The organism is Arthrobacter sp. C152 (genome assembly GCF_054890965.1).
Map to the genome: position 1 here is coordinate 31115 of NZ_JBTZSU010000031.1, position 19173 is coordinate 50287.

General features: G+C 69.0%; 18 protein-coding genes. 12 read left to right on the top strand and 6 right to left on the bottom strand.

The window, feature by feature from the left end; genetic code table 11:
* Positions 1 to 4: 4 nt before the first annotated feature.
* Positions 5 to 1516, bottom strand: coding sequence for an FAD-binding oxidoreductase (locus ACYSM9_RS17325; RefSeq protein WP_461858196.1), 1512 nt, complete (start codon positions 1514 to 1516; stop codon positions 5 to 7).
* A 231-nt stretch (positions 1517 to 1747) separates the two neighbouring features.
* On the opposite strand from ACYSM9_RS17325, the gene ACYSM9_RS17330 reads away from it, so the two are divergent.
* The 5 genes from ACYSM9_RS17330 (at position 1748) to ACYSM9_RS17350 (ending at position 6727) form a co-directional block, all read left to right on the top strand.
* Positions 1748 to 2287, top strand: a complete 540-nt coding sequence (locus tag ACYSM9_RS17330; protein ID WP_461858197.1) for a hypothetical protein — start codon at positions 1748 to 1750, stop codon at positions 2285 to 2287.
* Positions 2288 to 2378: 91 nt separating this feature from the next.
* Positions 2379 to 4466, top strand: a complete 2088-nt coding sequence (locus ACYSM9_RS17335; protein WP_461858198.1) for a bifunctional polysaccharide deacetylase/glycosyltransferase family 2 protein — start codon at positions 2379 to 2381, stop codon at positions 4464 to 4466.
* Positions 4467 to 4493: 27 nt separating this feature from the next.
* Positions 4494 to 4760 carry a YciI family protein gene (locus ACYSM9_RS17340; protein WP_461858199.1) on the top strand — a complete coding sequence of 89 codons (267 nt, stop codon included), beginning with the start codon at positions 4494 to 4496 and terminating at the stop codon, positions 4758 to 4760.
* Between the two features lie 32 nt (positions 4761 to 4792).
* Positions 4793 to 5683, top strand: a complete 891-nt coding sequence (locus ACYSM9_RS17345) for an SMP-30/gluconolactonase/LRE family protein (protein ID WP_461858200.1) — start codon at positions 4793 to 4795, stop codon at positions 5681 to 5683.
* A gap of 12 nt (positions 5684 to 5695) precedes the next feature.
* The gene (locus ACYSM9_RS17350; RefSeq protein ID WP_461858201.1) at positions 5696 to 6727 is read left to right on the top strand and encodes an aldo/keto reductase; all 1032 of its coding nucleotides are present in this window, start codon (positions 5696 to 5698) and stop codon (positions 6725 to 6727) included.
* 9 nt (positions 6728 to 6736) lie between these two features.
* Here ACYSM9_RS17350 and ACYSM9_RS17355 read toward each other — a convergent pair whose 3' ends face one another.
* Positions 6737 to 6979: a hypothetical protein gene (locus ACYSM9_RS17355; protein WP_461858202.1), complete on the bottom strand. Its 243-nt coding sequence runs from the start codon at positions 6977 to 6979 to the stop codon at positions 6737 to 6739.
* A 9-nt stretch (positions 6980 to 6988) separates the two neighbouring features.
* A complete protein-coding gene (locus tag ACYSM9_RS17360) occupies positions 6989 to 8422 on the bottom strand; it encodes a flotillin family protein (RefSeq protein ID WP_461858203.1) in 1434 nt (477 codons plus the stop codon).
* Between the two features lie 276 nt (positions 8423 to 8698).
* Between ACYSM9_RS17360 and ACYSM9_RS17365 the strand changes: the two genes are divergently transcribed.
* The 4 genes from ACYSM9_RS17365 to ACYSM9_RS17380 all read left to right on the top strand — a co-directional run bounded on the left by ACYSM9_RS17365 (position 8699) and on the right by ACYSM9_RS17380 (position 12424).
* Positions 8699 to 9091 (top strand): GntR family transcriptional regulator, encoded by a 393-nt coding sequence (locus tag ACYSM9_RS17365; RefSeq protein ID WP_461858204.1) that lies wholly within the window; start codon positions 8699 to 8701, stop codon positions 9089 to 9091.
* Positions 9088 to 10170 carry a DUF1648 domain-containing protein gene (locus ACYSM9_RS17370; protein ID WP_461858205.1) on the top strand — a complete coding sequence of 361 codons (1083 nt, stop codon included), beginning with the start codon at positions 9088 to 9090 and terminating at the stop codon, positions 10168 to 10170. The genes ACYSM9_RS17365 and ACYSM9_RS17370 overlap by 4 nt, the downstream gene beginning before the upstream one ends.
* A 118-nt stretch (positions 10171 to 10288) precedes the next feature.
* Positions 10289 to 11521, top strand: a complete 1233-nt coding sequence (locus ACYSM9_RS17375; protein ID WP_461858206.1) for a serine hydrolase domain-containing protein — start codon at positions 10289 to 10291, stop codon at positions 11519 to 11521.
* Between the two features lie 78 nt (positions 11522 to 11599).
* Complete coding sequence (locus ACYSM9_RS17380; RefSeq protein WP_461858207.1) at positions 11600 to 12424, top strand: DUF1206 domain-containing protein; 825 nt, start codon at positions 11600 to 11602, stop codon at positions 12422 to 12424.
* Here the strand turns inward: ACYSM9_RS17380 and ACYSM9_RS17385 are convergent.
* The gene (locus ACYSM9_RS17385) at positions 12409 to 13206 is read right to left on the bottom strand and encodes an MBL fold metallo-hydrolase (RefSeq protein WP_461858208.1); all 798 of its coding nucleotides are present in this window, start codon (positions 13204 to 13206) and stop codon (positions 12409 to 12411) included. The genes ACYSM9_RS17380 and ACYSM9_RS17385 overlap by 16 nt on opposite strands.
* A 165-nt stretch (positions 13207 to 13371) precedes the next feature.
* On the opposite strand from ACYSM9_RS17385, the gene ACYSM9_RS17390 reads away from it, so the two are divergent.
* Positions 13372 to 14106, top strand: a complete 735-nt coding sequence (locus ACYSM9_RS17390) for an SGNH/GDSL hydrolase family protein (RefSeq protein WP_461858209.1) — start codon at positions 13372 to 13374, stop codon at positions 14104 to 14106.
* A gap of 31 nt (positions 14107 to 14137) precedes the next feature.
* On the opposite strand, the gene ACYSM9_RS17395 is transcribed toward ACYSM9_RS17390, so the two are convergent.
* Positions 14138 to 14839, bottom strand: a complete 702-nt coding sequence (locus ACYSM9_RS17395) for an SCO1664 family protein (RefSeq protein WP_461858210.1) — start codon at positions 14837 to 14839, stop codon at positions 14138 to 14140.
* Between the two features lie 28 nt (positions 14840 to 14867).
* Complete coding sequence (locus ACYSM9_RS17400; RefSeq protein WP_461858211.1) at positions 14868 to 15500, bottom strand: MSMEG_4193 family putative phosphomutase; 633 nt, start codon at positions 15498 to 15500, stop codon at positions 14868 to 14870.
* A gap of 147 nt (positions 15501 to 15647) precedes the next feature.
* On the opposite strand from ACYSM9_RS17400, the gene ACYSM9_RS17405 reads away from it, so the two are divergent.
* Both ACYSM9_RS17405 and ACYSM9_RS17410 read left to right on the top strand, forming a co-directional pair.
* Positions 15648 to 17036, top strand: coding sequence for a sigma 54-interacting transcriptional regulator (locus ACYSM9_RS17405; RefSeq protein ID WP_461858212.1), 1389 nt, complete (start codon positions 15648 to 15650; stop codon positions 17034 to 17036).
* 14 nt (positions 17037 to 17050) lie between these two features.
* Complete coding sequence (locus tag ACYSM9_RS17410; RefSeq protein ID WP_461858213.1) at positions 17051 to 19051, top strand: vWA domain-containing protein; 2001 nt, start codon at positions 17051 to 17053, stop codon at positions 19049 to 19051.
* Positions 19052 to 19173: the final 122 nt, after the last annotated feature.

Genomic DNA, 19173 nt, shown 5'->3' on the forward strand with positions numbered 1-19173 from the left:
GTTCCTAGGACGTAGCAGCCCCTTCGGCAGGGTTGGTGTCCGGAGGGACAGCTTCCGTCCGCGGCGATTCTGCCGGCACTGCTTCGGCATGCAGCACCGCCGGGGCTTCGGCCGGGACGGCAGGGGCCGGCGCTCCGGCAACGGCGGGCTTGATGTTCTGGTTGATGTGGAAGAAGTTGTCGGGGTCGTACTTTGCCTTGAGGTCGGCGAGCCGGCCGTAGTTGGATCCCAGCGTGTCCTCAATCCGGGACTGGTCGTCGGCATCCTGGAAATTGAGGTAGCCGCCGGGCTCCGAGAATTCGTGGAGGGCCGTCCAGTAGTCCCGTACCCAGGCGACATTTCGTGCATTCTCCGAAGGGTCCGGCCACTGCGCGGCGATGACCGGCGCGAAATTCACCGTGCGGTGGGCGAAGGCGGTGGCCTCCGGGGCCACGCGCTGCACGGCGCCGTCAATCGGGTAGAAATGGTTGGCCGAGTGGACGCTGGGGATGCCCGGTGAATATTCGACGGCGGTGCGCAGCGCCTCGTCGCTGAGTGTCCTGAGGAAGTCCGCCTTCCAGTAGCCCTGAAGTCCCGGCACGCCGCTGAGCCCGTCGAACATGATGTTGAGGGCGGGGTACGGCATGGGGGCGAAGAAACTGCCCAGCGCCTGCCCGGCGTCGAGCATCGGCTGCCAGTGCGCCGGCCCGGCCTCCAGGTCGCCGGTCCACATCCCGGCGATGACGACGACAGGGCGTCCATGCCACTCCTCGGGAAGGAACGGAACAGGAGGTCCCTGGTGGAATCCCAGGAAGGCGCCCATTTCTTCCGGCTCGGAAGCTATCCAGGCCCGGTACGCCGCACCAATGTCTGCGCCGGTGGCCGCGTCGAAGAACATGATGCCGATGTGCACCATGTCCACCGGATGCAGGCGGAACTCCATCGACGTGACGACGCCGAAGTTGCCGCTTCCGCCGCGAAGCGCCCAGAACAGGTCCACGTTCTCGGCCTCGCTGGCCGTCACGAAGGTGCCGTCGGCCAGGACGACGTCGGCCGCAGTGAGGTTGTCGCAGGCAAGGCCGTACTTGCGGGCAAGGTAGCCGATGCCGCCGCCCAGGGTCAGGCCGCTGACGCCGGTCGATCCTATGATGCCGCCGGTGCTCGCCAGGCCGAACGCATGCGTCGCATGGTTGTAGTCGGCCCAGGTGGCACCCGGTTCCACCCGGGCCGTCCTCGCGACGGGATCCACCCGCACGCCACGGCGGTCGGAGAAATCAAGGACCAGTCCGCCGTCGACGGTTCCAAAACCTGGTGCGCTGTGCCCGCCGCCGCGCACGGCCAGGTCGATGTCGAGCCCGCGGGCGAAGCGGACGGCGGCCATGACGTCCGCAACCTGGGAGACCCGCAGGACTGCCGCCGGACGCCGGTCGATCATGCCGTTGTACACGGCCCGGGCGGCGTCATAGCCGGCGTCGTCCTCTTCGATGACCTGCCCGCGGACCTGTTCGCGCAGCACGTTGAAACGATCGGTACCCATCACAACTCCAGATTTTCTTCCGAGACCAGAGGGCAGCCGGCTCCATCCACGGCCCAGCGGGCGCCAGCGTGATGACAGAACCGGTATACGCCCGGCACTCACCAGGGTCAAGAGCCCGCGCAAGGGGGGGCCGGCAACTTTTGCGGCAGCGCTTCGCGGGGCGCCAGGGCCGCAAAGGAAAGCAGGCTGGTTTTGTGGTACTCCTTCGGGACCCTCTAAGGTTGATGCTCGATGAAAGCCCCTGAGAAGACCTCCGATCAGCCGCGCCCGGTTTCGTCGCGCGGACCCGTGTTCGTCGATGCCTCAGGCCGGCGCCTCCGGCGGGTCAAATTGATCGGCCTGGGCGTCCTGGGGCTGGTGGCCGGCTACGTCGTGCTCGTGCTGGCCGCATTCATCGGGGGCACGGGCGTCTCCGCGCCCTTCCTGCCCCTGCCGGCCGCCGCCGGACCCCACGAAAAATCTCCCGCCACGTCGGCGCCTGCCTCGGCTGCCACGCAGGGCCCCGCGGTCCCGCTGCCGGGGCCGGCCGTTCCCGTCGTGGCACAGTCCCAGGCGGCTGTACCCGAGGCAGTGCCCGCCGCACCGCCCGTGGACGCTGCCGCCGTCGTGCCCGCGGCAGCAGCCGCCCCTGCCCCGGCGCCGGCCGCCACCGCCGCACCCTCCGAACCAGGCAAGAGCGGAACCGCCCCGGGCACAGCCGGGACGGCCCCAGGCGCCGATACCCTGCCGCCTGGCCAGACGACACGCCCAACGGCCCCTGCGCACCAGTAACATGGGCCGCCGGACTACGGGTTCCAGGCCCGCCAAAAGCAATGTCCCCGCCAACGTCCGGGCGCATTGGCTCGTCCTCCTGGCCACCCTCATGGCCTTGGGCCTTGCCCTGGCCGTGCAGGGGTACGTCCACCACCTGGGCGGAGTGGGCGCCGACTCCGTGCCCGCGAACCCGGCGGCCGGCAATGTTCCCGGCGCCGTGTCCCACGGTGGCCCGGTGGTGGATTCGCGGGGCAGCTCCGTGCAGGCAGTCAGCCCACCGGACCGCACCGTCGCCTTGACGTTCGACGACGGCCCGGATCCCGAGTGGACGCCGCGGATCCTCGACGTCCTCCGTGAACACCACGTCCATGCCACCTTTTTCGTCGTCGGTTCGGCGGCGGTGGACCACCCCGACCTCGTACGCCGCATCGTGGCGGAGGGCCACGAGATCGGGGTCCACACGCTGACCCACACCGATCTTGGCGCGGCCCCCGACTGGCGGCGGGAACTTGAGGTGCAGGGCGGCCAGGACGCGATCGTCGGCGTCACCGGCCAGGCGGCCTCACTGCTGCGTCCGCCCTACACCGCCGGAAACGGGGCACTCACCAATGACATGTGGTCCGCGCTGCACGGGCTCGCCGATGAGGGCTACCTCACGGTGCTGAGCAGCATGGACAGCAAGGACTGGCAAACACCCGGGGTGGCTGCGATCGAGCGCAACCTCACGCCGTCGGGGCCGCAGGGGCAGGTGGTCCTGATGCACGACGGCGGCGGAGACAGGGCACAGACCGTCGCCGCGCTGGATTCGGCCCTGTCGCGTTTCTCCGACCAGGGCTACCGCGTGACCACGGTCGGCGACGCCGTCGGCATCGACAGCATGCGCCCCGCCTCCAGCACCGAACAGCTCCGCGGCTCCGCCTTCGTCTGGGGCATCCGGCTCAGCGACTTCGTCGTCACCGCTATCTCGTGGGGCCTCGTCGCCGCCGGCGTCGTAACCTTCGTCCGCGCCCTGCTCGTGATGTTCTTCGCCGCGCGCCACAGCCGTGCCGCACGGCGGCTCCCCACCGCCGGGCGGGCCCGGCGCCGCGCAGACGTGATGGTCAAGCCGGCGGTCACCGAGCCGGTGACCGTGGTCGTCCCCGCCTACAACGAGTCCGCCGGCATCGAAGCCGCCGTCCGCTCCATCGTGGCCTCCTCGCATCCGGTTGAGGTCCTTGTGGTCGATGACGGTTCCACGGACGGGACGGCTGACATCGTGGAGGCCCTGGGCCTGCCGGGCGTCACCGTCATCCGCAAGGAAAACGGCGGCAAGCCCTCCGCCTTGAACGCCGGGATACAGGCCGCAGCCCATGACCTTGTGGTCATGGTCGACGGCGACACCGTCTTCGAACCCGACACGGTCCGTGCCCTGATCCAGCCGTTCGCCGACCCCCGGGTGGGGGCCATTTCCGGAAACACCAAGGTGGCCAACCGCGGAGGCATCCTGGGCGCCTGGCAGCACATCGAGTACGTCGTCGGCTTCAACCTGGACCGCAGGCTGTTCGACGTCGCCGAATGCATGCCCACCGTCCCCGGCGCAATCGGTGCCTTCCGCCTCGGCGCCCTCGTCAACGTGGGCGGCGTCAGCGACGACACCCTCGCCGAGGACACCGACCTGACCATGGCACTGTGCCGCGACGGGTGGCGCGTCGTCTACCAGGAGGACGCACGGGCCTGGACCGAGGCGCCCGCCACGCTCGGCGCCCTGTGGCGCCAGCGGTACCGCTGGTGCTACGGCACCCTGCAGGCCATGTGGAAGCACCGCGGCGCGGTGGTGCAGGGCGGCGCCGCCGGCAAACTCGGCCGGCGCGGACTCGGCTACCTGCTCGTCCTGCAGGTGCTGCTGCCCCTCTTCGCGCCCGTCGTCGACGTCTTCGCCCTGTATGGCCTGATCTTCCTCGACCCGCTGCGGATCGCGGCCCTGTGGCTGGTCTTCCTGGCGGTCCAGCTGCTCATGGCCGCCTACGCCTTCCGGCTCGACAAGGAACGGTTCGGGCCGCTGTGGACCCTTCCCCTCCAGCAGTTTGTGTACCGCCAGCTGATGTACCTCGTCGTCATCCAGGCCGTCGTTACGGCGGTGGCCGGGGTGCACCTGCGGTGGCACCGGATGGAAAGGTACGGCAGCCTGCGCGTCCCGCAGACCCAAAACCAGGCCTAGGGTAAGTTCAGACCCATGGAATGTGTCGTGCTGTACAGCGTGCGCCCGGGCGTCGACCGGTCACAGATCATGGAAACCTATCCCCGCCACAAGGCCTTTTACGAGGCATTCCGGGCGGAGGGCGGAGGCCTTCTCGCGCTGGGTCCCTTCCAGTCTCGCGACGCGGAGGTCAGCTCCATGGGCATCTTCACCTCGCGCGGGGAAGCCGAGCGTTTCATTGCCGGCGATCCCTTCATTACCGAGGGACTTGCGGACCCGAAACTGCTCGAATGGGACGCGGTCCACCTCGCTTAGGCGTCGGCAGGCAACAAGGCAAGGGGGCTTCCATGGACCGACTCGTGATCGGCGGGCTGGAGCGCGTCTACACCGGCACGGTCTGGGCCGAGGGACCGTTGTGGGTGCCGTCGTCGCAGACCGTGCGGTGGAGCGACATCCCGAACAACCGCATCCTGGAGTTTGATCCGGCCACGGGGGCGGCACGTGACTACGCCGTGGGGGTGGAATACACCAATGGCCGGACGCTCGACGCCGACGGCAGCGTCGTGCAGTGCAGCCACGGGCGCCGCAGGGTGGAACGCGACCGGGACGGCACGGTGACCGCCCTGGTTGATTCCTTCCAGGGCCGCCGGCTGAACTCGCCCAACGACGTCGTCATCGCCCGGGACGGCAGCACCTGGTTCACCGACCCGCCCTACGGCATCCTCCCGGGCACCAGGGAAGGGCACGAAGGGGAGCAGGAGTACGGCGGCTGCCATGTCTTCCGCTTCGATCCGGGCCCCGCGGCGCTGACCGCGGCCATTACCGACCTGGTGCACCCCAACGGGCTGGCCTTCTCGCCGGACGAATCAATCCTCTACGTTGCCGACACCGCCGGCCCGGCCCACGGCGTGCCGTTGCGGATCGCCGCCTATGACGTGCGGGACGGGGAGTGCAGTCCGGCCGGGACCGGCGTTGAGCTGGACGACGGCCACGCCGCCGATGGCCTGCGGGTGGACGTCGCCGGGAGGATCTGGACTTCCGCGGGTCCCTCGGTCCGCATCTATTCACCGGATTTTGAACTCCTGGACACCTTTGAGGTCCCCGAAACGGTGTCGAACCTCTGCTTCGGCGGACCGGATGGCCAGGACCTGTACATCACCGCCACCACCAGCCTGTACCGGGTCCGCACCACCACCATGGATGCCGCGTCCCGGAACCCGCCGCCCAACCACTACTGATTGCGAGACACCATGCAGTACCGGACCCTGGGCCACAGCGGCACCGTCGTCAGCAGCTACGCGCTGGGCACCATGACCTTTGGCGCGGAAGCCTCCCAGGATGCTTCCCACGCCATCCTGGACCACTACTTCGAAGCGGGCGGCAACTTCATCGACACCGCCGACATCTACAGCGCCGGGACCTCCGAGGAAATCATCGGCACGTGGCTGGAGAAGCGGCCGGAGATGAAGGACAGGGCGGTGATCGCCACCAAGGGGCGCTTTCCGATGGGGACGGCACCGAACGACGTCGGGACGTCCCGGCGGCGCCTGACCCGCGCCCTGGATGATTCCCTCCGGCGCCTGGGCGTGGAACAGATCGACCTGTACCAGCTGCACGCCTGGGACCCGATCACCCCGCTGGAGGAAACGCTCCGCTTCCTGGACGACGCCGTGGGCCGCGGGAAGATCGCCTACTACGGTTTCTCCAACTTCCTGGGCTGGCAGCTGACCAAGGCTGTCCACCTTGCCCGCGCCCACGGGTGGAACCCGCCGGTCAGCCTGCAGCCGCAGTACAGCCTGCTGGTGCGGGAGATTGAATTCGAGATAGTCCCGGCGGCGCTGGACGCCGGAATCGGACTGCTGCCCTGGTCCCCGCTGGGCGGCGGCTGGCTGTCCGGCAAGTACAAGCGGGACCAGCGTCCTGCCGGCGCAACACGGCTCGGCGAAAACCCGGAGCGCGGGATGGAGGCGTGGCAGGCGCGCAATGACAACCCCCACACCTGGCGGGTCATCGAAGCTGTCGAGGATATTGCCGCCGCCCATCACGTGACCCAGTCCCAGGTGGCGCTGGCCTGGCTGGCGGACAGGCCCGCCGTGACCTCCGTGATCCTGGGCGCCCGGACCACGGAACAGCTCGCCGACAACCTTGCGGCCGCGGACCTGCAGCTGGACCCTGCCGAGGTACGGCGCCTGACGGAGGCCAGCCAACCGCACGCCGGGATCTATCCCTACGGGCCCATGGCGCAGGAGCAGCGCAGCAGGAAGATGGAAGGCGGGCGCTAGCCGCTTCAGTCAGCCGCCGTGCCGCAGGACGTCGGGCAGTTCGTCCACGTAGACCGTCTGGGGCGGCTCGAAGTAGATCACCAGTACCTCCTCACCCACGGCAAAGCCGCTGGTCTTGTCGAACGGGTGGGCGTGGAAGGCCATGGTGCCCCCGAGGTAGGGCAGCATGACTTCGCCGATGGTCCCGGGTCCGATGCGCCCGGTCACCCGTCCCACCTTTCCTGTCAGACTGCGGTCGACCTCCCTGTGCACCGGGTGCCCCTAAGCCCCGGGAGCCGCGGGTGGCCGCTTGGCTTCCTTGCCGTTCCGAAGCGCTGATGCGATGGCGGGGAGGTAGTCGCCCGCCTGTGCCAGGATGCCGCCGAGCATCTTGTTGACGCCGTCCCCGCCGTTCAGGACCGTCATCTGGCCCACGTGCGAGAACGGTTCGGCGGCCGCGGCGATGATGGCCGGCATGTTCTCCGCGAGCTGCTGGGAAATCACGGCGTCCTGGTTGGTTCCCAATGCTTCCGCGCGCGCCTTGATGCCGTCCGCCTCGGCGAGCGCCTTGGCCTTGATCGCCGACGCCGCGGCGTCGCCTTTGGCGCGGGTGGCCGCGGCTTCGGCCTCACCGGTGACTTTGGTGGCACCGGCAGTGGCGGATGCCGCAGTCGCGTTCGCCTGGGCCTGCAGTTCCGTGCGCCGCGCGTTGGCCTGCGCTTCGAGTTCCGTGCGCCGGGCCAGCGCTTCGGCGGCGCTGATGTCCGCCGCCTTCTGGCCTTCGGCCTCGGTGCGCTTGGCGTAGGCCTTCGCGTCGGCCGGTTTGCGGATGGTGGTCTGCAGCTTCTGCTCTTCCCGGTCCGCCTCAAGCTTGGCCACCTCGGTTTCCTGGACCACCACCTGCTGCCGGGCCGTGGCCTCGGCCAGGGGGCCGGCCTGGGCGGCATTCGACCTGGCCCGCTCGGCGTTGGCCTGCGCCACGGACTGCCGGATGGCCGAGACGCTTTGTGCGTCCGCGATCAGGGCCGCGGCCTCGGCTTCCTTCTCCGCCGCTTCACGGTTGCGCGTGGCCTCGGCGATCCGGGCCTCCATCTTCACCTGCGCAATGTGCGGCTTCGCGATGTTCTCGATGTAGCCGGTGGGGTCCTGCAGGTCCTTGATCTGCAGCGAATCCACCACGAGGCCCAGCTTCTCCATCTCCACGCCGCTGGCACCGCGGACCTGCGAGGCGAGCTTGTCCCGCTCCCGGATGATCTCCTCTACCGTCATGCTGCCGATGATGGAGCGCAGGTGGCCTTCGAACACGTTGTACACCTGGCTTTCCATCCTGGGCTGCTGGCCGAGGAAACGCCGGGCTGCGTTGGCGATGAACGGCGGGGCGTCGCCGATCTTGTAGATGACCACGCCCTCCACGACTACCTGGATGCCCTGGGAGGTCACGCAGGAGACCTTGAGCTCGGTTTCATTCAGTGTCAGCGACAACGCCCGGACTGTCTGGAGGCCGGGAAGGACCAGGGCGCCCTTGCCGGTGACGATCTTGAAATCCATGCCCGCACGCGTTTCGAGGGTTCCGCGCGTCAGGCCGGAAATGATCAGCGCCTCGTTCGGCTCAGCCACCTTCCACATCAGCTTCGTTGCCGTCCAGATGAAGCCGATGGCAACGAGCGCTCCCAGGATGATGGCGATCAGCGGGAAGAAGGCTGAGAAGTCCGGCATGGCCTTGTCCTTTCACAGGTGTGGATCAGGCACCGAGTACGGGCGATAGAACGTCAGCTAAGCGTTCCCGCGGCCGGAATCCGGGGAATTTCGGACCGCCGGGACAGCTGTTGTAGACAGTCTGGTTCCGGCCCGCCCAAGAGTCCAGAGCCTGGGTGATATTTGCCTGCGGCAACGGAAAAGACGTCCGACGGCGGCACCCGGCATGGGCGGTAACGGCCCCGTTGCCAGTGGCAGCGCTTTGTTCTATAACGGATAGAGCAAAGAGGTGCAGCCATGATTCTCACCCTGGATCTCACCAGCGATGTGCCGCTCTACCAGCAGCTCCGCGACCGGATCACGGAGGAGATCGCGGAGGGCCGCCTCGTGGCGGGCAGCGCGCTTCCCCCCACCCGGGCGCTGGCGGCCGACTTCGGGATCAACTTCCATACCGTCAACAAGGCCTACGACCTGCTGCGCCGGCAGGGGCTCATCAGGCTCAACCGTCGGACCGGCGCCGTGGTGGCAGTTGCCGCCCCGGGGGAGCGGTACCGGGAGGAATGGACGGGTAGGGCACGCACCCTCCTCGCCGAGGCCATTGCCAGGGGTATGTCTGCCGGCGAAGTGCTCGCCGAATGCCGCTCCCTGATCGAATCCTTCGAATCCCAACGGGCCGGTGATGAGCCATGACCGTCGGCCTCATCCTCGGTTCTGTCCTGCTGGCTTTGGTGCTCCTGCTGGCCCTGGTGCTGCCGGCGATCACCATCCCCACCGTTCCTTTCGGTGTCCGCGTCCCGCCAGGACATGCCGGGGACCCGCTGATCATCCGGCAGGCCCGCCTGTACCGGCGCCGGGTGCTCCTGAGCGGGATTGCCGCTGCCGCCGGGGGCATGGGCGCTTACGCCCTGACAGGTGCCACCTTCCTGTTACCGCTGTCGGTGCTGCTGCTGCTCGGCTCCTGGTACGGCTGCTTCTTCCTTGCCAACCAGGCCATCAAGGCGGCCAAAGCGGCCGGTAACTGGTACGGAGGCCTACGCCAAGGCGTGGCCGTGGACACCAGCCTGCGCGCTGATCCGCCGAAGTATCCCTGGCTTTGGCTGGCTCCGGCAGTCATCGTGACGGGCGCGACGGTGCTCACCGGCGTCGCCAGCTATCCAGCCATGCCCGCGGTGCTGGCAGTCCACTACGCCGCGAACGGGACGCCGGACAGGCTTGCCGGCAAGTCTTTCGGCTCAGCCTTCTCCCTCGTCTTCGTGCAGGTGCTGGTCACTGCACTGCTGGCGGTCATCGCCGCGGGCATCCTGCGCGGCCGTGCGGACCTCGACCCGGCACATCCCGGCAGCTCAGCCCGGTGGCACCGCGAGTACACCGCCCTCGGGGCGAGGACTCTGCTCGGACTGGCCGCGTCGGTCGATGTGGCCATGCTCGGATCCTCACTCCTGATGTGGACCGGAACCTGGACGCCCTGGGCACCGCTCGTGGTGGTGCTCCCCGTGCTGGCCGGCGTCGGCGTCGCCATGGCAGTGCTGGCGAGGCACAACCGTGAGTCCGGCGGCCCGGACCCGGATACCGGCCTGACGCACCGTGACGACGACGCCTTCTGGCGCGGTGGCCTCCTGTACTTCAACCGGGAGGACCAGGCGCTGATGGTGCCGCGCCGGTTTGGTCTTGGCTGGACGCTGAACTTCGGCAATCCACGGGCCGCGATGCTCCTGGCCGGGGCGGCAGCCCTCGCCGTGCTGATTGTCATCCTCCGCTTCGACACCTGATGCTGCACGCCTAAAATGATGATGTAGGACGACGGCGGCGCCGCCAGCCAGCCTGGCCGGGCACGGCGCGGCAGAGCGGCCAGGTTCCCTGCCACCCCTTCCTTACCGGGCGGACGCCATGGGCTCGAAGAACCGCATCTGGAGGCGGGCGGTCCTTGCCGCCGCACTCGCCCTTTCCGGCTGCACCTATACGGACGACACCCTTCCGCAACCGGCCGAGCCCGCCGCCCTGGAACCCCTGGTGCAGCAGATCCAGCTGTTCATGGACCAAGGTGCCGTGTCCGCCGTCGTCGAGGTCCGCTGGCCGGGCGGCGAATGGTCCCGGGCCTACGGCGTGCGGGACCTCGACTCCCTGGCCCCCGCACAGCCGACGGACCGCGTGCAGATCGCCAGCGTCACCAAGACAATGACCGCCGTGGCAGTACTCAAGCTCGTCGATGACCACCTGATCGCCCTTGACGACCCCGTCAACGACGTCATCCCCGGCTTCAAGGCGGCCCTGCAGCCGCCCGGACCCATCACCGTGCGGCAACTGCTCAGCCATACCTCAGGCCTGCCGGAGGTTAACGAGGCGCTGCCACGCAACCTGGACTTCAGGCCCACACTGTCCCGGGCATTCTCCATGGAGCAAGGGATCAGCGCCGCCGGCACGCTGCCCTGGCCCGCCTTCAACGTCGGACTGTTCCACTACTCGAACACAAACTACCTCGCCCTGGGCCTGCTGGTGGAGGCCCTGCGCCACAAGCCCTTCGAACAGGTCATGCGCGATGACGTGTTTGGTCCGCTCGGCCTGAAGAACACCAGCCTGGACCGGCTCGACGTCAACGCGCCCGACCTGCTGCACGGCTACGTCACGCTGCGCGGTGACCGCATCGACACCACAGACAACGCCTTCGCGGCAGGTTCCCCGGCGTCCGGGGCGGTATCCACGGTCCAGGACATGAACCTATTCATGGGCGGCCTCCTCCAGGGCCGGGCTGTTTCGGCATCGTCGTTGCGGGAGATGAAGACCAGCCCCGGCTTCGGCCCGTACGGCCTGGGGCTGTGGCGGTTCGCCGACCAGTGCTCGCCCGCCAGCCGCCAGGAGGGCATCGGATCCTTCTGGGACTTCCAGACCGTGGCGGTCAGCAGCGATGACGGACGTTTCCAGGCGGCGATGACCGTCACCTCACCGCCGATGCCCGGCGATGTCGAGGACCCGTCCACCACGGACCGGCGCGACCTGCTGAACGGCCAGATTGAGTCAACACTCAACGAGGCGCTGGACAGGCTGTGCCAGCGCGCCCCGCGAGGCGCGGGTCCGTCGGGACTGGGCGGGTCTGTCGGGAGTGGCCGGACGGATCTACACTGAACCCATTCCGAGGCGACCATGGGCACGGGAAGCTGACCGGGGAATAGAACATCGAGCACATTCCGGAAAGGGCCGGCCATGGACAACGCGTCGCGGGGAGCCAACCGGGCGGTATCAGAGGCAGCATCGGCAAGCCGCAGCCCGGCAGTGCGGGTCCTGGCCCGTGCCGGATACGTCTTCATTGGGCTGGTCCATATCCTGGTCGGCGCCATAGCGCTGCAGATCGACAGGGGACAGGGCGGGGAAGCGGACCAGTCAGGCGCCATCGGGACCCTGGCGTCGAAGCCTGGCGGTGGCGTGCTGCTGTGGGGCGGGGCGGTGGCGTGCGCCGCGCTGGCCCTGTGGATGGTCAGTGAGGCCGCGTTCGGGGCGCGCGCGGAGACGGAGCCCAAAAAGAAATGGAGAAAGGCGGCGTCCGCGGCCGGGAAGGCCGTCATCTTCGCCTTCCTCGCCTACACCTTCGCTGTTTTCGCTGCCGGCGGCAGCAAGAATTCCAGCCAGTCCGCCAGTGACTTCACCGCCAAACTGATGGGGGTGCCCGCCGGAGTCGTACTGCTCGTGGCAATCGGGCTGGCCATTATCGCTGCGGGTGCCTACTACGCGTACCGGGGCATCAGCCGCAAGTTCCTGAAGGACCTGCAGGTGCAGGGCACCGCCCGCACGGTTGTCCAGTGGATCGGCACCATCGGCTACGCGGCCAAGGGCGTGGTCCTGGCCGTCGTCGGTGTCCTGGTCATCGTTGCCGCCGCCACCGCCGATCCCTCGAAGTCCTCCGGCCTGGACGGCGGCCTGAAGACCCTCGGCGCCCAGCCCTACGGTGTCTTCCTCCTCGCCGCCATCGCAGCGGGCCTGATCTGCTACGGCGTGTACTCGATGGCGCGGGCGCGCTACGGCAGGTTCTGACCTGGCCGCCGGCCCGGCAGTGACGCGAGCGCCGTAGCGAGCGGAGTGCGGAGGGCAGGGCCGTGGCCCGGCAGGATGACAGCCGCGTCGACGCCGGCGAAGCGGTCCAGTGCGGCCACTGCCGCGGCGGGGTCCGAGTGGTACATGGGGTGGAGCATCTGCGGTCCGGTGCTCCGGCTGAGCGGATGGCCCGTCACGAAGGAGTCCCCGGTGGCGATGGCGCCCGCGCGGGGGAGGAGGACCGACGCGTTGCCCGGGGTGTGTCCCGGCACCGGGACGGCTTCCGGGGCGCCGGGCAGCGAGCGCAGTGTCGCGGCGTCCCACGGCTCCGCCCGGGGCGTGGGCTTGGCCGCCAGCGCACCGGAACGGATGACATGCACCATCCAGCCGAAGACGCGCGGCCGCCAGGCGCGTGCCAGGACCTGCCCGAAGGTTACCTGGTGCTTCTCCTTTCCCTGCACGTGCGCCACCTCGCCCGGTGCGCACAGGACGGGGGTCCCGAACGACTCCGAGAAGTACGCGGCCGAGCCGGTGTGGTCCACGTGTCCGTGCGTCAGCAGCAAGGCGCGCGCGTCCGCCGGATCAAGGCCCAGGTGGCGGAGTGAGGCCAGGACATGGGGCCGGTCCCCGGGGTACCCGCTGTCGATGATGATGAAGCCGGTCTTGTCCCGGACCACGATCCAGTTCGAGGCAGGCCCCCGGGCGAAGTAGACGCCGGGCGCCTCCTCGGTAAGGGCCGCGGCGGGGTTCCATGGGGTTTTGTGGCTCTGCACGGGCTTCATCCTAGCTGGCTGCAGAACCTGTGGAGTTGCTGTGCAAACTGCCGTTAACGGGCCGTTGGGGCTCAAGTGTCTTTCCTGACGCCTACCATGGAACACTGATACAGAGACACGAGTCGGCGGCCGGCGCTGGTGGCGCCCGCGGATTCCAGGCAGAAGGGCGGCGCCATGCACCCGATTTTGCCGGCCCGTGCGCACCGCGGCCGGTTGATTGCGGCGGGAACGGGAGCCCTGCTCCTCCTGGCGGCAACATCGTCCATCGCCGGCAGGCCGCAACCCGTTGGCGCGCCGGTGCACCCGGTGCGGGTGGTGGTGGTCGGTGACTCCCTGAGCACGGGGTATGGCACCTCGCCGGAAGACGCCTGGCCCGCGTTGGTCCGCCAGGATCCGCTGGGGACCGGCCTGGAAGTCATCAACGCCGCGGAAAACGGCAGCGGCTACCTCAGCCCCGGCGACTACAACGGCACGTTCGAAACCCAGGTCAGGGACTTCGTCACCCCTGACACCGGTGTGGTGGTGTTCTTCGGGTCGGAAAATGATCTTGGCTATCCCGCCCCGGACATTGGCGATGCAGCCTTGGCTGCCGTGACCCGCGCGGAGGAGCTTGCCCCGGCCGCGAAGATCATTGTCGTGGGGCCGCCGTCGTATACCGCCATCCCGGATCCGGGCCTGGTGGACATCAGCACCGCGCTCAAATCGGCTGCCCGCGAGGCGGGCGGGGAGTTCGTCGACCCGATTGCCGAGGGCTGGATCAGCGACGACGTCGACGACCTGATCGGGCCGGACGGCGACCACCCGACGGTGACCGGGCAGCATTACCTGCTGGAGCGTATCGGGGCGCGCATTGACGAGGCCTCCGCCTCAGCGGCGGTGTCCATACAGGGGCGCGCCCAGCCCCAGTAAGGCGCTGCCCCCGCGGGGCCCGTGCCGGGCGTCAGACCAGCGGCCACGGATAGCGCATCCCGGTATGGTCGACCGGCAGGACGCCCTCGAGCAGGATGCGCCGGACCCGGCGCTGCAGGGCGCTCGTTTCCGCGTCGTCGAGCAGGGCGGCCACGGCGTCGGGCACAGCCGTTGCCAGCGGGGTGATGTCCGCCAGCAGGGCATCCGGAACGGGGTCGCCGGCAAACTCCCAGATGACGGTGCGCAGCTTGAACGCGGCCGAGAAGCACAGGCCATGGTCGATGCCCCACACGTGCCCGTCACTGCCGCGCAGCACATGCCCGCTCTTGCGGTCGGTGTTGTTGGCCACGTAGTCGAACAGGGCGATCTGCGCCAGCACCGCATGGGTTTCCGGGGCATCGGCGTACAGGGTGAAGTAATGCTCCTGCTGGTCGCCCTCAATGAACCACTGCAGCGACCCCACCCCCAGCGGGGCATCGCCGCGGACCACCGTCGGCGGGACGAGGGCCCACCCCAGGGCCTCGCTGAGCAGGTACGCGGCCCGTTCCCGGCGGTGCAGGCCGGCGTCGAAATCGCTGAGCGGGCGCTCGCCGGCCTCCGGCTTGTAGACAGCCCAGGCCGATTCGCCTCCGCACGTGACTTCGGCGAGGAAGGTGGCGTTGCTGCCGCTGACGATCCGGCCCAACAGTTCGATGCGGCCTTCCGTGAGAAGGCTCAGCTCCTGCCCGGACACCGTACGCCCCGCACCCGTCCGCTGGACATCACTGCGTCCTGAGCCCGCTCAGGGGTTCCGACGTCGAATTCACCGTGAGCACTGCCGGCGCCTTTCCGTCCACGAAGGAAATGGCAGAGACCGACGCCGGACTGATCACCACGCGCTGGAAAAGGTCCAGGTGGGTGCCCAGCGCGTGGGCCACGGCGGCCTTGATGGGGTCGGCGTGGGAGAAACACACGACCACGCCGCCCGGATGCGCCGAGCGCAGCACCTCCAGGGTGCCCACCATGCGTGCCTGCATCCCGGCGAAGCCTTCCCCGTTGGGGAAGCGGAAGGCCGACGGATTGTGCTGGACCGTCTGCCACTCCGGAAGTCCGGCAAGGCCGGCGAGCGCGGAGCCGGTCCAGTCGCCGAAGTCGCATTCGAGCAGCCCGGCTTCCTCCCGGACCGGCTGACCGCTGCGCACCGCCGTCGGCTCCGCCGTCTCGCGGGCCCGCTCCAGCGGGGAGGAGTAGAGGGCGTCGATAGCGAGGCCGGCAAGGCGTTCGGCGACAGCATCCGCCTGGGCGCGGCCACGTTCGGAAAGATGCAGCCCGGGCGCCCGCCCCGGCAGAACGGTGCCGGTGGTGGGTGTTTCCCCGTGCCGGACAAGGAGGATCAGGGTGCTCTCTGCAGTCATCAGCAACCAGCGTAAACCCCGGGCGGCCGGCATGCGCCCGGTACGTGGGTACGCGGTGTCCCGCGTGGCTCGGTTGGCCCGGCATGCGACTGCGGGAATCTGGAGGAATCTATCGATTAGCCGCAGGCCGGGGATTACCGTAGAGGAGTGACTGATCGCCCCGAGATCTATACCGTTGGTGAACTGCGTGCCGCAGGATATGTCCACAAAGACCTGCGCCACGAAATCCGCGACAACCTCCTCGCCGCCCTTGCCGCCGGCCGCGACCCGTGGCCGGGCCTGTACGGCTTCAGCCGGACCGTCATTCCGCAGCTGGAGCGCGCGCTGATTGCCGGGCACGACGTCGTCCTGCTGGGCGAGCGCGGCCAGGGCAAGACCCGCCTGCTCCGGACCCTGGCCGGGCTGCTGGACGAGTGGTCGCCGGTGATCGAGGATTCCGAGCTGAACGAACACCCCTTCGGCCCGATCACGGAGCAGTCCCGTGCCCGGGCCCTCACGGAAGGGGACCGGCTGCGGGTCTCGTGGCGCCACCGGTCGGAGCGGTACGTCGAGAAACTGGCCACACCGGATACCTCCGTGGCCGACCTCATCGGCGACGTCGACCCGATGCGGGTGGCGGAGGGCCGCCGCCTGGGCGATCCGGAGACCATCCACTATGGGCTTATTCCGCGCTCCAACCGCGGCATCATCGCCATCAACGAACTCCCGGACCTCGCCGAGCGCATCCAGGTTGCCATGCTGAACGTCATGGAGGAACGGGACATCCAGATCCGCGGCTACGTCCTGAGGCTTCCGCTGGACGTGCTGGTGGTCGCGTCGGCCAACCCGGAGGACTACACCAACCGCGGCCGGATCATCACGCCGTTGAAGGACCGGTTCGGCGCCGAGATCCGGACGCACTACCCGATCGAACTCGACGATGAAGTGGCCGTGATCCGCCAGGAGGGCCGGCTCGTGGCGGACGTTCCGCCCGTCCTCCTGGAGATCCTGGCCCGCTACACGAGGGCGCTGCGCCAGTCCCCGGCCATCAACCAGACCTCCGGGGTATCCGCCCGGTTCGCCATCGCCGGCGCCGAAACGGTGGCCGCCGCGGCCCTGCGCAGGGCCCGGATCCGGGGCGAAGCGGAGGCCGTGGCACGCATCATCGACCTGGAATCCGCGGTTGACGTGCTGACCGGCAAGATCGAGTTTGAATCCGGGGAGGAAGGCCGCGAACAGGGCGTCCTGGACCACCTCCTGCGCACCGCCACCGCCGAAGCCGTCAGGGCCCACTTCCAGGGCCTGGACATGGGCCCGCTGGTCGCAGCGCTGAACGGACACAGGACGGTGACCACCGGCGAGCAGGTCACCGCGCAGGAGTTCCTCGGCAACCTGCCGTCCCTAAACGGCTCGGGCCTGTACGACGAAATCAGCCGCCGCCTGGGTGCCGCGAACGACGGGCAGCGTGCGGCCGCCGTCGAACTCGCCCTGGAAGGGCTGTACCTCGGACGGCGGATTTCCAAGGAGTCCGACGACGAGGAAACGATCTACGGCTAAGCACAGGAGGCACCATGGCCACCCACAAGCGGTCAGCCAGGTACGGCCGGTACACCGGCGGCCCGGACCCGCTCGCCCCGCCGGTCGACCTGGCCGAGGCGCTGGACGCCGTCGCGGAGGATGTGATGGCCGGCTACTCGCCGCGGCACGCCCTGCAGGAGTTCCTGCGGCGCGGCGGCCGGAACCGGGACGGCCTGGACGACCTCGCCCGCCGGGTCCAGCAGCGGCGGCGCGACCTTCTCGGCCGGCACCGGCTGGACGGCACCCTGGACGAGGTGAAGAAACTCCTGGACACGGCCGTGCTGGAGGAGCGGAGGCAGCTGGCCCGCGACGCCATGATGGACAACACTGACCGCGCCTTCCGGGAAATGCAGCTGCAGAACCTGCCCCCGTCAACCGCGGCGGCGGTCAATGAACTGGCCTCCTACGACTGGCAGTCCAGCACGGCGCGCGAGGCGTACGACAAAATCAAGGACCTGCTGGGCAGGGAGGTCCTGGAGCAGCGGTTTGCCGGCATGAAGCAGGCGCTGGAAAGCGCAACCGACGATGACCGGGAGGCAGTGAATGCCATGCTCAAGGACCTTAACGGGCTGCTCGGCAAGCACCGGCGCGGCGAAGACACGGACGCCGATTTCCAGGAGTTCATGGCCAGGCACGGCCACTTCTTCCCGGAAAACCCGCAGTCGGTGGAGGAACTGGTGGACGCCCTCGCCCAGCGCGCCGCGGCCGCCCAGCGGCTCCTGCAGTCCATGTCCGCCGAGCAGCGCGATGAACTGATGCGGCTCTCTGCCCAGGCCTTCGGCTCGCCCGAACTGATGGCCCAGCTCAGCGAACTGGACGCCACGCTGCAGGCCCTGCGTCCTGGCGAGGACTGGACGGGATCGGAACGCTTCGAAGGGCAGGAAGGGCTGGGCCTCGGCGACGGGACCGGCGTCCTGCAGGACCTTGCCGAGCTCGATGGGCTCTCCGAGCAGCTCTCCCAGTCGTACAACGGTTCCCGGCTCGATGACCTGGACCTTGACGCGCTGGGCCGCCAGCTTGGTGAGGACGCAGCGGTCAGCGCCCGCACCCTGGCGGAGATCGAACGGGCCATTCAGGACGGCGGCTACCTGCGCCGCGGTGCCGACGGCGACCTGCGCCTGTCACCCCAGGCCATGCGGCGGCTCGGGAAGTCGCTGCTGCGGGACACCGCGAAGCAGCTCTCCGGCCGGCAGGGGAACCGGGACACCCGGGCGGCGGGGGCGGCGGGTGAACAGACCGGCTCCAGCCGCCAATGGGAATTCGGCGACGCCGAGCCTTGGGACGTGACCCGCACCATGACCAACGCCATCCGCCGGACCATGGGCGATGGCGGCGACCCCGCCCGAGGACTGCGCCTTGCCGTCGGGGACATCGAGGTGGCGGAAACCGAAGCGCGGACGCAGGCCGCCGTCGCGCTGCTCGTTGACGTGTCCTTCTCCATGGCCGCCGAAGGGCGGTGGGTGCCCATGAAACGCACCGCCCTCGCCCTGCACCACCTCATTTCCACCCGTTTCCGCGGCGACCGGCTTCAACTGATCACGTTCGGCCGCTACGCGCAGTCCATGGACATCGGGGAACTGACGGCGCTGCCGGCCCTGCGGGAACAGGGCACCAACCTGCACCACGGCCTGCTGCTGGCCGGCCGGTTCTTCCGGCAGCACCCCTCGATGCAGCCGGTGCTCCTGGTGGTGACCGACGGCGAACCCACCGCGCACCTGCTGCCGGACGGGGACTCCTGGTTCAACTGGCCGCCGGACACCGAGACCATCCGCGCCACGGTGGCTGAACTGGACCGGCTGGGCCGGGCCGGCGCCCAGACGACGTTCTTCCGGCTTGGCAGTGACCCCGGGCTGGAACGCTTCATCCAGCGGATGGCGCGCCGCGTCGACGGCCGGGTAGTGGCGCCCGAGGCCGGCGACCTGGGCGCCGCGGTGGTGGGGGAGTACCTCCGCGCCCATGTCCGGAGTACCTACGCCGAGGGCGACTGGTTCTAAGGGCCTGGTTCTTCCTGCGGCGTGGTTCCGTCCATGGGTCCCCCTGTTGCCTCATTGCAATACCTCCGGGAAGAGTAATACGTTGCCTCAAATGAAAACCTCCGTTTCGCGTGGTCGTTGCC